Origin of the sequence: Candidatus Protofrankia californiensis (assembly GCF_900634765.1) — a bacterium.
Classification (GTDB): domain Bacteria; phylum Actinomycetota; class Actinomycetes; order Frankiales; family Frankiaceae; genus Protofrankia; species Protofrankia californiensis.
The window spans coordinates 2,891-17,419 of record NZ_CAAAFT010000487.1 but is presented as its reverse complement, the minus strand read 5'-3'; the positions used below and the strand labels follow the sequence as shown (position 1 = coordinate 17,419).

Here is a 14,529-nt window from a genome sequence, read left to right as displayed (position 1 = left end):
ATGTCCATGAGCGGGGCGAGGTCCCGGCCGTCACCGTGGCGGACAGTGCGGCCCCACAGCACCCTCGCGTCCGGCTCCGCTCCCGCCCGGCGGGCCAGTTCCACCGCTATGCGGGTCTTGCCGATGCCGGCCTCACCCGTGATGACAACGGTTCGCGGCTGACCGTGCGCGACGACGTCCCGGAAGGCTGACACCAGTACCGTGAGATCTTGATCGCGTCCGGTGAACGGCGCGTCGTCGCCGTGGCCGGGCCGGGCGACGTTGGAAGGCCGCAGACTGACCAGTTCGTAGGCGGGAACCGGTTCGCGCTTGCCTTTGAGTTTCAGCGCGGGCAGCGGACGCCAGGTCGCGACCGAGGTCGTGGCGATCACGGTGTCGTGGCCCGCGTACACGGCACCCACCGCAGCGGCGTCCGACAGCCGCGCCGCAGTGTTCACCGTGTCACCGATCACCGTGTAGGTCAGCGAGGCCTGGACGCCGGCGAGCACCTCCCCGGTGTTGATCCCGACCCGTAGGCCGAGGTGGCGCCCACCGCCGGCTTCGTCGGTGACGAGCCGGCGGACGGTCTCCTGCATGGCGGCGGCCGCGCGCACGGCCCGCTCCGGGTCGTCCTCGTGCGCGGTCGGCGCGCCGAACACGGCCATGATGCCGTCGCCGGTGAGGTTGTCGACCCGTCCGCCGACCTCGGCGACGTCACGGGCAAGGGCGGCGAGTACCCGGTCGGTCACCTCGCCGACACGTTCGGGATCCAGATCCTCGGCCCATGCGGTGAAATCCGAGAGGTCGCCGAACAGGACGGTGACGACCCGGCGTTCGGCGCCCTCGTCGGCACCCATGCCGTTTTCGGTTTGCAACGGCAGCCCGCAGTGGAAACAGAACCGTCCGCCGGGAACGGCGGGAGTGCCGCACCGCGGGCAACGCAGCGTTCCGCCGAGGGGTGATGTGATCATTGGGGCGCCCTGAAGCCGGGGTCGGGCCATGGCGTCTGGCCGGCTTGCCCGGTGTATCGGGGTTGCCGGTACGGCATCCAGGGCCGAAACCTTTTGACGTAGTCGGACATATGCGGTGCGTTACGCACGGGTGGTCGCCTCCCGGCCGCGAGCATAAGCCAACCGTACGAGATCTTCTGTTCGTGCTGATCTTAACGGTTTCCGGGAAGGAAGAGGGCTGCGTGGGATGTCCGGAAGAAGTCCGGAATCCGGCCGCCGGCCAAAGGCAGCGCGATCATGTTTTCGCGCTGCTGGAGGCCCAGGTTCTCGGGGTTAGAGGCCAAAGGCAGCGCGATCATGTTTTCGCGTTGCTGGAGGCGGCTGGAAGGCGGCTAAGTGAGCAGGAGTTCGATCGGGGTGGTCCGCAGTTCCCGCTGCTCGTGGAGGTGCTCGACCTGGGCGCGGACGGACAGCTCCGCGGCCGGCCACAATGCGCGATCGACATCGGCGTAGACCCTGCGGACGATCTCCGCGATCGTGCTGTCGCCCGCGGCGAGGGCCGCTCGTATCTGGTCGAGTCGGGCCTCCCGGTGGGCGAGGTACGCCTCCGCGGCGTGGCCCGCGGCCGGCAGATGCGGTCCATGACCGGGAAGGACCGTGGCGTCACCCAGGTCGCGCAGGCGCCGCAGGCTTGCCAGGTAGTCGCCGAGCCGTCCGTCGGGATGCGCCACCACGGTCGTGCCCCTGCCGAGGATCGTGTCGCCGGTGAGAACCGAGGCTTCGTCGCCGGTGAGAGCCGGGGCGTCGTGACGGTCGGTGCCGCTGATGTCGGTCCGACGGTCGCCGGTGAGGACGAACGACAGCGAGTCACTGGTGTGGCCGGGTGTGGCCAGCACACGGATCTCCACTCCGGCGGCCACGATCACGTCACCTTCGGTCAGCCCTTCATCGCCGAGCCGGTGGGCGACGTCAAGAGCGCGGACCGGAGCGGAGGTCAGGTCGTGCAGTGGGGCGGCGCCCTCACTGTGATCAATGTGGCCGTGGGTGAGCAGGATGACGTCAACCGGTCCTGCCGCGACGATCGCCTCGAGATGGCCGGGGTCGGGCGGGCCGGGGTCGACCACGACGCAGCCGGTGGCACCCGGGGCACGAAGGATCCAGGTGTTCGTGCCGTCCAGGGTCATCGGGCTGGGGTTGGGCGCGAGGAGCAGCGAGGCCAGGAGGGTCACCTGCCGTGGCACGAGCGTGCCGCCCCGTACGGGGGGTTCCTCACGCGGATCGGGCATGCCGCCCGCAACGCTCGTATGCCCCACGAGTCACTCACCAGATTCTGAGGTGGACAGTGCTCTGCAGCATGGGCGAGCCGGTGGATCGCTTACCGGCCCGGCCGTCAGATCAGCTACTGTCATGACAGTAGGCTGTTCGTCCCTGCTTGCGCACCATGTCAGCGACTGGGGTCGGTTGTGAGCCGCATCTCATCCGAGCACTTATACCCGGTCGCTCACCGGATACGTCTGTGCTCGCGTGGTGATTATGAGATCATTATTTTTCGCTGTCCTCATGTGATTTCTAGCTGACAGTGACGACCAGTTCCACCTCGACCGTGGCGTTCAGCGGCAGGACACTCACTCCGACCGCGGACCTGGCATGCCGCCCGGCATCACCGAACACCGCCACGAACAGATCACTCGCGCCGTTGATCACGGCTGGCTGGCCGGTGAACGCGGGCACGCTCGCGACGAACCCGACAACCTTGACGACGCCGGTGAGGACGTCCAGGCCGCCGGCCACCGCGGCCGCGGCCGCCAGCGCGTTCAGGGCGCAGATCCGGGCCAGGTCGGTGGCGCGCTCCGCAGGCACCGAACCGCCGTCGGCAACCGCGCCGACCGGACCGGTTTCGGCAAGGACGCCGTCCACCAGCGGGAGCTGCCCGGCCGTCCACACCAACTCGCCGTGCCGGCGGGCGGGCACGTACGCACCCGCCGGCGGCGGGACGGCGGGAAGCGTCAGGCCGAGTGCGGCCAGGCGTTGCGACGGGGTCGCCGCGTCGGTCGTCACGACGGTCACGTCGCCGATTCGCCCTTGGGGCGCTTGAAGTAGGCGACCAGACTCTCCGGGTTGGGTCCCGGGACGATCTGGACGAGCTCCCAGCCGTCCGCACCCCAGTTGTCGAGGATCTGCTTGGTCGCGTGGATCAGCACCGGCGCTGTCGAGTACTCCCAGGTCTTCATGACTTGTGACCATAGTGCTTCGAGGCCGCAGGGCACGTGACGGCGCCCGCCGCGCTCCCTGCGGCCCGAGCCGAGAAGGCCGGGAACGCTGCGAAGGCTGGGAACGCTGGGAGGGCACAGGGTGCCCATGGCACCGGCAACCTGCCAGGACCGAGCCCGGGACGCATCGGCGGACACTACGCCCGACGCCTGTTCATCGGCCGGAAAGGCCGGGGCCAGCCGGGTACGGTCGTTGATGTGACGCCGCAGGAGACTCCACCGCAGGACGCTCCGGACGGGCCGTGGCAGTGCCGCCTACACGTGGTGACTGGCAAGGGCGGCACCGGCAAGACGACCGCCGCGGGCGCACTCGCGGTGGCGCTGGCCACCGGTGGCCAGCGCGTTCTTCTCACCGAGGTCGAGGGGCGCCAGCAGATCGCCCAGCTTTTCGACACCCCGCCGCTGCCCTACGCCGAGCGGAAGGTGGCAAGCGCTCCCGGTGGCGGGGAGGTCTTCGCGCTCGCCATCGACGCAGAGGAAGCGCTGCTGGAATACCTGGAGATGTTCTACAACCTCCGCCGTGCGGGCAGGGCGCTTGGCAAGATCGGCGCTATCGACTTCGCCACCACGATCGCACCCGGCGTCCGCGACGTCCTGCTCACCGGCAAGGTGAAGGAAGCGGTGAATCGCCCCGACGCGACCCGTCCCGGGGGTAGGGCCTATGACGCGGTGGTTCTTGACGCGCCACCGACCGGCCGGATCGCCCGGTTCCTCAACGTGACCGCCGAGGTCGCCGGACTGGCCAAGATGGGTCCGATCCGTGCCCAGGCCGACAGCGTGATGGCGGTGATGCGGTCCGGTCAGACTGCCGTACATCTTGTCACGCTCCTAGAGGAAATGCCGGTCCAGGAGACCGTGGACGGTGTTGCCGATCTGCGTGCCGCCGGCCTGCAGGTCGGCGGTGTGATCGTGAACATGATCCGGACGCCATTGCTCGCAGACGGGGACCTCGAACGGGCCGGCGCGGGCCGGCTGGACGTCGAGGAACTGGCCGCGGGCGTGAAGGTGGCCGGTATCGCCCCCAGAACCGCGTTGATCGACGCTCTGGTGGCGGAAGCGGCCCAGCATGCGCGTCGAGTGGCCCTGGAGACGACCGAACGCGGTGAGGTCGAGGCGCTGGGACGTCCCGTGTACGAGCTGCCCCTGGTCGCCGACGGTGTGGACGTCGGCGTGGTCTACCGGTTTGCGGAGCTGTTGCGGACACAACGGATGGTCGGATGAGCGACGGTTGGATGAGCAAGGCCGAAACCGCGGCATCAGGAGTGCCCGCGGGATCACGGGTGCCCGCGGTGCCGGTGCTGGACGTTGACGCCATGCTCGACAGCGAGAAGATCATCGTGTGCTGTGGGTCGGGCGGTGTCGGGAAAACCACGATCGCTGCCGCGCTCGCATTGCGGGCGGCGGAACGGGGACGCCGGGCGGTCGTCCTCACGATCGACCCGGCACGCCGGCTGGCGCAGTCCATGGGCCTGAGCGAGCTGGACAACAACCCGCGGGAGGTCGTCGGGGTGGATTGTTCCGCCGGTGGCCGGCTCGACGCGATGATGCTCGACATGAAGCGGACGTTCGACGAGATCGTCCTTGCGCACACGACCCCGGACCGCGCCCGGCAGTTACTCGACAATCCGTTCTACCAGTCGTTGTCGTCGTCCTTCGCCGGTACCCAGGAATACATGGCGATGGAGAAGCTCGGCCAGCTGGACGCGACGGGGAACTGGGATCTCATCGTCGTCGACACCCCGCCGACCCGGTCGGCCCTGGACTTCCTGGACGCGCCCAGCCGGCTGGGCGCCTTTCTCGATGGTCGGCTGCTGCGGTTGCTGCTCGCTCCGGCAAAGGCCGGCGGGAAGATGTACCTGAAGGTCGTCGGCGTCGGGCTGGGCATGTTCGGTAAGGTCCTGACCAAGCTCGTCGGTGCGCAGTTGCTCACCGACGTCAGCCAGTTCGTGGCGGCACTGGAAACAATGTTCGGGGGTTTTCGGCAGCGGGCCGACCAGACATACAGATTGTTGGGCGCGCCCGGCACGTCCTTTGTCGTGGTGGCGGCGCCGGAGGCTGCCGCGCTGCGGGAGGCGTCGTATTTCGTGGATCGTCTCGACGCGGACGGAATGCCGCTGGCGGGCCTGGTCGTCAACCGGGTCCACCCGGTGAGCTCCGCCGCCCGCGGGCTGACCGTGGAACGCAGCCTGGCGGCGGCCGAAACGCTGGGCGAGCATGCCGAGCATCCGCTGGCAGCGGCAGTGCTGCGGATTCATGCGGAAAGGGTGCGGCTGTCCGCCCGGGAGAACCGGTTGCGGGAGCGCTTCACCAGTGCTCATCCCGACACATCCCTGGTCGAGGTCGACGCGCTGGCCGGAGATGTCCACGACCTTGACGGGCTCCGTACCGTCGGTGCCGCGCTCGCCTGCGACGAACTCCTCGACCGCGCAGGCTAGCCGCACGCTCTTTGGCCGGATGGCCGCCTGGGCTTCCGGGTGCGCGAAAAGCCATGGTCGCGCGCCCTTTGGCCGGGCTACCGGCTGTTCGGGCCGCCGGGCGCGCGAAAGAACTATGGTCGCGCGCCCTTTGGCCGGAGCAGGCATCCGGGCCCACCTGGTCGGCCCGGACCGTCCGGTCAGCCCGGATCATCGCTGTCCGGAGCACCGTCGTCGAGAAGTTGTCCCTCTAATGACGTCGGTGTCCGTAGTGCCCTGTCAACGTGTGATAATGAGCCGCGGAGAGGAACCGGACGGCGGGATCGTCGACAGGGGACGAGGTGCGGACGATCCTAACCGGCGGAGGCGGTACCGTGATGGGCGCGTGCGTCCGCAAGCAGCTTCCGCCACGATGTGACGTCCGGTCGCCGGCGCAGAAGCGCTCGGCGTTCCCGTTCGGTCATACCGCCCCAGACCCCGAACTCCACTCGGTTGTCAAGGGCGTCAGCGAGGCACTCGGTGCGGACGAGGCATCCAAAACACCGGGTCTTCACCCGGTTCTGTGCCGCTCCCTGGACGAAGAGGTCGTCCGGGTCCAGGTCGCGACAGGCCGCGTTCGCGGTCCAGTCGCCGTCGACGGTCGAGCCGATCAACTGGGTCGAGCTGGCACGTCGTGCGGCACTGGTGCGGGTTGCCAGGCTGCTGGTCATGCCACCTGCCTTTCTTCTCGAGACCGGGTCAGGGGGCCCGTGCGGGTGGTGACGTGGCTTCGCCCGAAACCGTATGGAGCGTCTCCGCCACGGCACAGACCCCACACGGGTGGTTGTCTAAATGACCCGTCCGGGCCATTGATCCGAATGGCCAGAGTGGTGCGGTCTGTGACCAGATCATGTCGTGTGCGTGACATTCGCATGTCCGTTCCATACGGTCATAGGCTTGGGCGGGCTGCGCGGCCGAGCGGTCGCGTGAGGGGGCCGTTTGGAGGTTCCCGGACGTGACCACCACGACAGGGTCGGGCCGTCGGTTCCCGGAGCCACCCGCCGACTCCGGCCGTGCCGTCCATGGCGGAGGCGTTGCGCCGGGCACGGCCCCGGCGCCCGACGGCCCGCGCCGTGACTACCCGCGAACATGGACGGCGGCCGAATGGGTCGGGCAGGCTATGATCGTCAGCGGGCTCGCGGGCGTCCTTCTCGCGCTGGTCGTGCTGCCGGTGGTGGCCCTGGTGGGCCTCACGGTGAAGGGCGGCGCCGACGCGTTCCTGGATCTGCCGGCGAACCTCACCGTCCCACCGCTGCCGCAGGCGTCCCGCATCCTGGATTCCCAGGGCAACGTCATCGGATATCTGCGGGGTGAGCAGGACAGGCAGATCGTCGCTCTTGACCGGATTCCGACGGTGCTGCGCCAGGCGATTATAGACATCGAGGACTCTCGCTTCTACGAACACACCGGTCTCGATTACAAGGGATTGCTCCGGGCCTATGCCTCCAACCAGGAGTCCGGCGAGGTCACGCAAGGCGGGTCCACTCTAACCCAGCAGTACGTGAAGAACGTCCTCCTGCAGGCCGCGACCTCCAGGGAAGCAAAAGAAGCCGCGACCGAGCAGACCGTCAAACGTAAACTCCGGGAAGCACGCTACGCACTTTACCTCGAGGAGCACCTGAGCAAGGATCAGATTCTTGAAAGGTATCTGAACATAGCCTACTTCGGGGACGGCGCCTACGGGGTGGAAACCGCGGCGAAACACTATTTCAACGTGGACGTCGATCAGCTCACCCTCCCGCAGGCGGCAATGCTGGCAGGTCTGGTCAAGAACCCGACCGCCTACAACCCGGTACTGCACCCGCAGGCGGCGACACTTCGGCGTGACATCGTCCTGGAGCGTATGCACGAGCTCGGCCACATCAGTGACGAGCAGCTGCGGCAGACCAAGGCGGCTGCGGTGGTGCTGAACCGCTCACCGCAGGCGGCGGATCCCTGTCAGTTGTCCTCGGTACCGTTCTTCTGCGGGTACGTCCGCCGTACGCTTCTCGCCGACGAGCGCTTCGGGGCGACCCAGGCGGACCGGGAGCGGCTGCTGTTCGAAGGTGGCCTGACGATCCAGACCACGCTCAGCCCGGTCGCCCAGGCCGCCGCACAGAACGCGGCGAACACGGTCGTGCCGCCCGGGAACCGGGTCGCGGTGGGCGTTGCGATGCTCCAGCCGGGCACCGGGAAGGTGCTGGCGCTGACCGTCAACCGGGAGTACGGCCCGTCCGCGGACGGCCTGCCACCGGAGCGGACCACCGACTTCGTGCACACCAAGCAGATCATTCCGCTGGAAGAGGCCTCTTTCTCGCCGGGATCCACCTTCAAGGTCTTCACGCTCGCCGCGGCCCTGGAAAAGGGGATGCCGCTGAACACCACATACAATTCTCCGGCGTGTTATCACTCGAATGTCTTCAACAATCCGGACACCGACGAGAACAGACGCCAGAGTCCGGGGGACTGCTTCGGCAACGCCGACCCGAACGAGGCCGGCTTATACTCCATGACCACGGCTACCTGGGACTCGGTCAACACCTACTACATCCAGCTCGCGGAGAAGGTCGGTCTGCGGAACACCGCCGAAATGGCGCGCCGGCTGGGTGTGACCTCCTGCCGGGTGCAGAACCAGTCCGCGTCCCTGCGCTGCCCCGGCGGCGGCATCGGACCGGTCGACGGGGCAGCTGTTCTCGGCACCAACGAGATCTCCACCATGGATCTGGCGGCTGCCTACGCCACGCTCGCCAATCACGGCGTCCGGTGCGATCCGCAGCCTTTCGAATCGATTACCCAGCGGGTCGGTAGTACCGACCGGCCGGTGCCCTACACCGCGCCCGCACCATGCCGCCAGGTACTCAAGGCAGAGATCGCGGACACGGTCACGTCGGTCCTGGAAGGCGTCATCCTCCACGGGACCGGAGCCCCCAACGCACAGATCGGCAGGCCGGCCGCGGGTAAGACCGGAACCGCCGAGGGCTTCAGCACCGCGTCGTTCGCCGGTTACATCCCCCAGCTGGCCACCGCCGTGACCGTCGCCGACCCGCGCTCGCCTACAACGTATCCGTTGCGCAACGTCCTGGGTAACAAGGTCGTCTACGGTGGCGGCCTGCCCGCTCAGGTATGGGCGAAAACCATGCGCGGCGCCATCGACGGACTCGCCCTGCCGGTCGAGCCGATGCCGTCCCCGGACGGCACCCAGCCCTACCCGCTGAAGAAGATGCTGCCCGACGTCGTCGGCCAGGACGTGGCCACGGCACAGGCACAGCTGACGTCCCAGGGCTTCAGGGTGACGGTCCAGGAGATCTGGAGCCCGTTCACCAAGGGAACGGTGCTGGCAATGAATCCCGGGGGTAACCAGGAGGTGGACGAGGGTTCGGAGGTCGTGCTGATGGTTTCGCAGGGTTTCGTCCTGCAATCCCACTCCGACAGCGAGAACACTCCTGCCCAGTCCGACGGTGAGAGCGTTCCTGCCCAGTCCGACGGCGGGAGAACTCCTGTCCGGGCCGAACCCGTTACCGCAACTCCCGGACGCGACCGGGGGAACGCCGGGCCCGGCGCCGGCTGACGAGTTCGCGCCGGCCACCGGCACATCGTCTCGTCAGCGGGTCTCCTCGCCGGCCGTCAGCGGGGCTTCTCGTCAGCTGTTGGCAGGTCTTCTCGCCAGCCGCTGGTGGGTCGCTCAAGACGTGGTTGTCGTTCTTCTCATGCCTGGGCGGGAGGGGAAGAAGCCAGGCGGGTGCGGACCAGGGCGGAAACGCGGGCCCCGTCCGCACGCCCGGCCACCTCGGACTGGACCGCTTTCATCGCGATACCCATGGCCTTCGGGCCGGCGAGACCACGTTCGGCAATCACCTTGTCGATGATCGCGACAAGTTCGTCGTCGTCGAGCTGCTGAGGAAGGTAAGCTACGAGGATCTCGCCCTCGTCCCGTTCCCTGGCGGCCTGCTCCGCACGGCCGGCGGCAGCAAAGGCCTCGGCGGCCTCCCGTCGCTTGCGGACCTCGCGGGTGAGCACTTTCTGCACCTCGGCGTCGGACAGTTCGCGGGCGCTCCTGCCGGCTACCTCCTCGTCCTTCACCGCCGCCATGGCCATCCGCAGGGTGGACGTCCGCAGCGCGTCCCGCGCCTTCATCGCCGTGGTGAGATCCGCCCGCAGACGGTCCTTGAGTTCGCTCACACGGTGACCTTAGTGGACCTCAGCGTCAGTGGACTCCCAGCGGAGGCCGGCGATCGTGAACCTGGGCGCCGGGTGGCCGCCGACCGGGCGCCCAGTGGGTCAACCGGGTGCCCAATGGGCCAAAGGCAGCGTGATCATGTTTTTCTCGCGCTGCCGGAGGTCCAGGTCTCCGGGCGTCCAGTGGGTAACGACGCACGCGACGCGGCCCGGGGATTGCCCACAACGGCGCAACGTGGGCCACACTGGTCCGATGACGAGCGGGCGACGATTGGAGCGGTCACCGTTGCGGACGTGGGGACGCCCCACCGGACGGGCGGCCACCGGGTTCGGCGCGGCAGGTGCCCTTGCCCTGGCCTACGCCGCCGGATACGAGCGCACCGCCTACACCCTGCGTCGCGTGGTGGTGCCGGTGCTCGCGCAGGGTGCGCAGCCGCTGCACATCCTGCACATCTCCGACCTGCACATCACCCCGAACCAGAAGCGCAAGCTGGCGTGGATCGCGGACCTGGCCCGTCTGGTGCCCGATCTGGTGGCGCTGACCGGTGACGTCCTGTCACATCCGGACGCCGACGAGCCGACGCTGCTGGCGCTGTCGTCCCTGTTCGGATTCCCCGGTGTGTTCGTGCCGGGCAACAACGACTACTACGTTCCGACGCTGAAGAGTCCGCACCGCTACCTGCTGTCGAAGGAGGACTCCACCCCGAAGGGCCCCCCGCTGGACTGGGCCGGTTTCGCCAAGAGCCTGGCCGCCGACAGCGGCTGGCTCGACCTGACCAACACCCGGACGGTGCTGCGCGTCGCCGGGCAGCGGATCGACGTCCGCGGTGTCGACGACGCCAGGCTCAAGCGGGACGATCTTTCTGCGGTGCTCGGCCCGCGCGACAACGGCGACGTCGACCTGATGTTGGGTTTGTCGCACACCCCGGAACCCCGGGTACTGGACGCCTACACCGCGGACGGCGTGGCGTTGACCTTGTCCGGTCACACCCACGGCGGGCAGATCCGCGTGCCGTTCGTCGGGGCGCTGGTCGCCAACTGCGGCCTCGACCGTGGCCGGGTCCGCGGACTGTCCCGCTATGAAGCCGGCGGGCGTTCGTCGTGGCTGCACGTCTCCGCGGGCCTCGGGACGTCCCCGTTCGCGCCGATCCGCTTCGCCTGCCGGCCGGAGGCCACTCTGATCACCCTCGCGCAGGCAGCGTGGACCTGACCCGACCCGGTTACCGTGGACCTGACCGGTCACCCGGTGCCGAGGGTGCGCCGACGGATCAGGTAGACTTCGTGATGGTCGCGGGGTGTGGCGCAGCTTGGTAGCGCGCTTCGTTCGGGACGAAGAGGTCGTGGGTTCGAATCCCGCCACCCCGACCACGTTCAGAAGCCATCCTCGGCAATCGAGGATGGCGCTCATCATCCCCTGGGTGACTAACCTCCTGACGGGATAGCGGGGAAGATGCGATTCATGGCCATGGCACCGTCCTCTAGGATCGGCCTTATCTGCTTGTGGTGAACTCGCCTCCGGCGTACTCGCCGCGGGAGTCGGCGATCTCCCGTTGGGCGTCGGGGCCGGTGGCGAGGTCGACGGTCTCCCGGTGCGACATCCACGCCCGGTAGGCGGTGGCGTCGACGGCCGGCACGAGCATCACGTCCTGGTGGCCGTCGCGGACGAGCACCACCGGCTCGCCAGCCGACTCGACCTCGTCCGCGAGTCTCGGCAGCAGGGCGTTGGCCAGCGTTTGCTCGTACAGGGTGAGGGCCTGCTTCACCCGCCCCGTCGACGGGGCAGAGCTCGAGAAACGGTGTAACGGACGGCGATATTTAAGCGTTTCCGCAGGTCACGGCCTTACCCTGGGGATTACCGAGATTCCGCACCATGGAACCAGAAACAGCTGCCTGCCCGCCTGCGGGAACTGGACATCGGAGCGGTCGACATCCGGCGGCATGGCCTGGCCGGTGACGTCGACCAACTCCGTAAACGCCTGAAGCTGTCCGGCGCCTGCCGGGCCACCCTCGTCATGACCCGCGTCAACGACCGTCCCTGGGGACTGATCTGCCTCGACGACGAATGACGACGAATGATAAAGCACCCCAGGACGAATCCGGATCAGTAGACATGGCCGACGGCGGCCGCGCGTGAGCGTCGACGTCAGGTTGATCAGTGTGTGGTGTGGTTCGGATCGTCCTGTTTCGGGAGGCTGAGCGCTGTGATCGACAGCCGCATACCATACTGCCAGCCGTGTCGGTGTCGTCCCCTTATGGGGACTTTCAGTGAGTATTCATCAGTACGACCCGTGGGGGGACATCCTCAACAAGCATGCCCGTCGGGGTCGGGGCCGTCGTCCGCCGGGGGTCCTGCTGGTTGTTGCGGCGGTTCTCGTCGTGGGCTTCTGCGCGGGCGTGTTGCTCGGTCTGCCGCTGTTGCACCGGGATACGGGACGATCGGCCGGTGGCGTCACCGACCGCGCCGACGTCGGCCGGTCCCAGCTCACCGGCACGACCGGCATCCGCTGATCCGTTTGCCGGTACCCCGGCCGCGAGCTTCGCCTCCGGCGCGGACGGACTCGTCCTGCCCGCTGCGGCCGACACCGGCTCTTTCACCGCGGCCGAGGTTGAGGCGGCCCTGCAACAGATGAAGAAATTCATGGCCACCGCCTACCTGGACCCCTGGGTATTTGGCGGCGACCTCGGCCCCGTGTACGCGGTCGTGAACGACGGGATGCGACGGTCTTTCCAGGAAATGGCTGGTGATCCATCGAGGCAGAAGGAGCTTCTCTCCTTCGCAGCGCGTTTCGCGCCGGGTGTGACGCTGGTGCTCCCCGACGTCCGCGTGAAGGGCACCATCACCTATGCTCTCGGCGAGCAGCCGGGAACGCTGAAGATTGCAACGAATCACGTGTACGTCTATCCGCTGCGTCGTCATTCGTTCCAGGCGCTGTTCACGGTGCACCGTGACCTTGAATTCACCTTTCACCGGGCGGGAACGGTGCGGACAGGTGAAGAGGGAATATATTACAGCGGTGGTAAGGGCAGTCTGTACTGGGATTTCGACTGCGAAGCTATGAAAAAGGGTTTGCTCGCCCCGGGCGAGCCGCCCGGGTTCACCGCTCCCGAACCGGGCGAACCGGAATACTCCGAAAGGTTCGACCCGACCACTCCCATCGCAGGGAGGGATATCTGCTGACCGGTGGTGATGGAGTGAGCACCTGTGGATGGGGCGGGCTGTGGTGCTCGCCCCATCCGGTCAGCCGGATCGGCCTGCGTAGGTCGAACTATGCCGAGCTTGTCTGACGCGACAGCGGTCCTACGGTTTTCTGGCGAGGCCGGCCCATACGGGCATCGGGGTGGTGTCAGCCCCCGGATCGGGCCGCCACTGGGTGGTTGGGACTATCCCCGGCTCCAGCAGCTCCAGTCCGTCGAAGAACCGCGAGACCTCCGCATGCGAGCGAAAAATGATCTTCTCGGTCGCCGAGGCGTTTATATGCGTCTGGGCTTGGCGCATCCCTTCGGGGATGATGTCGCTGGCCGGATGGGAAAATACCAGGTAGCTGCCGGACGGCACAGCATCCAGAAGCGTGGTGACGATCCCGTACGGATCGTCCTCGTCCGCGATGCAGTGCAGGATCGCCACCAGCATGACCGCCACCGGGCTGGTGAAGTCCAACGTGGCCGCGGCCTTCTTCAGGACCGCATCCGGATTGCGTAGATCGGACTCGATGTACGCGGTCGCGCCCTGCGGGGAGCTGGCCAGCAGCGCCCGGGCGTGAACGAGGACGATCGGGTCGTTGTCGACGTAGACGATCCGTGAGGTTGGGGCCGCCCGCTGCGCGACCTCGTGGGTGTTGTCGGCGGACGGCAGGCCGGTCCCGATGTCGAGGAACTGCCGGATGCCCGCCTCGGTAGCCAGGTGGTGCACGGCTCGGCCCAGGAACGCTCGATTCGCGAGCACGCTGGCGGCGGTACTGGGTACGGCCGCCATTATCTGCTCGCCCACCTCGCGGTCGGCGGCATAGTTGTTCCTACCGCCGAGCAAGTAGTCATAGATCCGGGCGATGTGTGGCACGTCCGGGTTGAGGTTGGCGGGTGGTTGATCCTCGTCTGCCGCGTCAAGTCCCATGTCAGGTCCTTCCGTCCGGCGTCTGCTGCGCCGGGTCCCAACTCAGAGATCCTAGCCCTTATCTGCCTAATTCCGGGAAAGTTCGGGGGCGCTCGGAGGCTCCAGTACCGAGAGGCATACCGAGGGAGTAGTGTGAGGTGAAGACGTCGGCTCCGGCCTGGTCGGTTGTGGCCGCGGCCGCTGACTACAATCTGTGATATCAGCCGAGCGTGGTCTTGGCTGCCGATCAGTCTCGCCGGCGGCTGTTCAGATCTCACCGACAATCTTGCCGAGCAGTTCGGCGGCGTGCTCCGGGGGCACGCTGTCGACGCAGAGACGGTTCATGGCGGCCAGGTAGCGGTCCACATCCTCCAGCTTGTCCAGATAAGCCGCGCCGGCGAGCTGCTCGAGGTAGACCACATAGGGCAGGTCCGCTTCGGGGAACTGCAGGATGCTGAACGCGCCACCCTCGGCGATGTGGCCGCCGAAGGCGAAGGGCATCACCTGAAGGGTGACGTTCGGCTGCTCCGTCAGAGCGATCAGATGTTCGAGCTGGGCGCGCATCACCTTGGGCCCACCGATCGAACGCCGCAGGGCGGCCTCGTCCACCACCGTCCACAGATGGGGAGGGT

At 67.6% G+C, this 14,529-nt stretch carries 15 protein-coding genes, 1 tRNA gene and 1 pseudogene; 8 read left to right on the top strand and 9 right to left on the bottom strand.

Annotated elements, in window-relative coordinates:
* The 4 genes and pseudogenes from DD1DGNOD_RS30290 to DD1DGNOD_RS25140 all read right to left on the bottom strand — a co-directional run.
* Positions 1 to 950, bottom strand: a pseudogene (locus DD1DGNOD_RS30290) (adenylate/guanylate cyclase domain-containing protein); the annotation flags it as partial.
* A gap of 371 nt (positions 951 to 1,321) precedes the next feature.
* Positions 1,322 to 2,215 carry an MBL fold metallo-hydrolase gene (locus DD1DGNOD_RS25150; RefSeq protein WP_131768829.1) on the bottom strand — a complete coding sequence of 298 codons (894 nt, stop codon included), beginning with the start codon at positions 2,213 to 2,215 and terminating at the stop codon, positions 1,322 to 1,324.
* 283 nt (positions 2,216 to 2,498) lie between these two features.
* Positions 2,499 to 2,996, bottom strand: a complete 498-nt coding sequence (locus tag DD1DGNOD_RS25145; RefSeq protein ID WP_131768815.1) for a RidA family protein — start codon at positions 2,994 to 2,996, stop codon at positions 2,499 to 2,501.
* The gene (locus DD1DGNOD_RS25140; RefSeq protein WP_131768816.1) at positions 2,993 to 3,160 is read right to left on the bottom strand and encodes a DUF4177 domain-containing protein; all 168 of its coding nucleotides are present in this window, start codon (positions 3,158 to 3,160) and stop codon (positions 2,993 to 2,995) included. The genes DD1DGNOD_RS25145 and DD1DGNOD_RS25140 overlap by 4 nt, the downstream gene beginning before the upstream one ends.
* Positions 3,161 to 3,397: 237 nt before the next feature.
* On the opposite strand from DD1DGNOD_RS25140, the gene DD1DGNOD_RS25135 reads away from it, so the two are divergent.
* Both DD1DGNOD_RS25135 and DD1DGNOD_RS25130 read left to right on the top strand, forming a co-directional pair.
* Complete coding sequence (locus DD1DGNOD_RS25135; RefSeq protein WP_206443423.1) at positions 3,398 to 4,420, top strand: ArsA-related P-loop ATPase; 1,023 nt, start codon at positions 3,398 to 3,400, stop codon at positions 4,418 to 4,420.
* Positions 4,417 to 5,634: an ArsA family ATPase gene (locus DD1DGNOD_RS25130; RefSeq protein ID WP_430827865.1), complete on the top strand. Its 1,218-nt coding sequence runs from the start codon at positions 4,417 to 4,419 to the stop codon at positions 5,632 to 5,634. The genes DD1DGNOD_RS25135 and DD1DGNOD_RS25130 overlap by 4 nt, the downstream gene beginning before the upstream one ends.
* Positions 5,635 to 5,966: 332 nt before the next feature.
* Here the strand turns inward: DD1DGNOD_RS25130 and DD1DGNOD_RS25125 are convergent, their stop codons facing one another.
* On the bottom strand, positions 5,967 to 6,323 hold the full coding sequence (locus tag DD1DGNOD_RS25125; RefSeq protein WP_131768817.1) for a WhiB family transcriptional regulator: 357 nt from the start codon (positions 6,321 to 6,323) through the stop codon (positions 5,967 to 5,969).
* 284 nt (positions 6,324 to 6,607) lie between these two features.
* Here DD1DGNOD_RS25125 and DD1DGNOD_RS25120 point away from each other — a divergent pair, with 284 nt between their 5' ends.
* Positions 6,608 to 9,199, top strand: a complete 2,592-nt coding sequence (locus tag DD1DGNOD_RS25120; protein WP_131771167.1) for a transglycosylase domain-containing protein — start codon at positions 6,608 to 6,610, stop codon at positions 9,197 to 9,199.
* Positions 9,200 to 9,336: 137 nt separating this feature from the next.
* Here DD1DGNOD_RS25120 and DD1DGNOD_RS25115 read toward each other — a convergent pair whose 3' ends face one another.
* Positions 9,337 to 9,810 carry a GatB/YqeY domain-containing protein gene (locus tag DD1DGNOD_RS25115; RefSeq protein ID WP_131768818.1) on the bottom strand — a complete coding sequence of 158 codons (474 nt, stop codon included), beginning with the start codon at positions 9,808 to 9,810 and terminating at the stop codon, positions 9,337 to 9,339.
* 268 nt (positions 9,811 to 10,078) lie between these two features.
* Between DD1DGNOD_RS25115 and DD1DGNOD_RS25110 the strand changes: the two genes are divergently transcribed.
* On the top strand, positions 10,079 to 11,017 hold the full coding sequence (locus tag DD1DGNOD_RS25110; protein ID WP_131768834.1) for a metallophosphoesterase: 939 nt from the start codon (positions 10,079 to 10,081) through the stop codon (positions 11,015 to 11,017).
* Between the two features lie 81 nt (positions 11,018 to 11,098).
* Positions 11,099 to 11,175: transfer RNA gene (locus tag DD1DGNOD_RS25105), tRNA-Pro, on the top strand.
* A gap of 122 nt (positions 11,176 to 11,297) precedes the next feature.
* On the opposite strand, the gene DD1DGNOD_RS25100 is transcribed toward DD1DGNOD_RS25105, so the two are convergent.
* Complete coding sequence (locus tag DD1DGNOD_RS25100; protein WP_131768819.1) at positions 11,298 to 11,570, bottom strand: hypothetical protein; 273 nt, start codon at positions 11,568 to 11,570, stop codon at positions 11,298 to 11,300.
* 48 nt (positions 11,571 to 11,618) lie between these two features.
* Here DD1DGNOD_RS25100 and DD1DGNOD_RS30620 point away from each other — a divergent pair, with 48 nt between their 5' ends.
* The 3 genes from DD1DGNOD_RS30620 (at position 11,619) to DD1DGNOD_RS25085 (ending at position 12,985) form a co-directional block, all read left to right on the top strand.
* The gene (locus DD1DGNOD_RS30620; protein ID WP_283234754.1) at positions 11,619 to 11,873 is read left to right on the top strand and encodes a THUMP-like domain-containing protein; all 255 of its coding nucleotides are present in this window, start codon (positions 11,619 to 11,621) and stop codon (positions 11,871 to 11,873) included.
* 199 nt (positions 11,874 to 12,072) lie between these two features.
* Complete coding sequence (locus DD1DGNOD_RS25090) at positions 12,073 to 12,315, top strand: hypothetical protein (protein WP_131768820.1); 243 nt, start codon at positions 12,073 to 12,075, stop codon at positions 12,313 to 12,315.
* A gap of 118 nt (positions 12,316 to 12,433) precedes the next feature.
* Positions 12,434 to 12,985, top strand: coding sequence for a hypothetical protein (locus DD1DGNOD_RS25085; RefSeq protein WP_165037030.1), 552 nt, complete (start codon positions 12,434 to 12,436; stop codon positions 12,983 to 12,985).
* A 120-nt stretch (positions 12,986 to 13,105) separates the two neighbouring features.
* On the opposite strand, the gene DD1DGNOD_RS25080 is transcribed toward DD1DGNOD_RS25085, so the two are convergent.
* Together DD1DGNOD_RS25080 and DD1DGNOD_RS25075 are read right to left on the bottom strand one after the other, a co-directional pair.
* Positions 13,106 to 13,918, bottom strand: a complete 813-nt coding sequence (locus DD1DGNOD_RS25080) for an SAM-dependent methyltransferase (protein WP_131768822.1) — start codon at positions 13,916 to 13,918, stop codon at positions 13,106 to 13,108.
* A gap of 246 nt (positions 13,919 to 14,164) precedes the next feature.
* The coding region (locus DD1DGNOD_RS25075) for a DUF5753 domain-containing protein (protein WP_241255970.1) at positions 14,165 to 14,529 on the bottom strand (365 nt) is incomplete at its 5' end.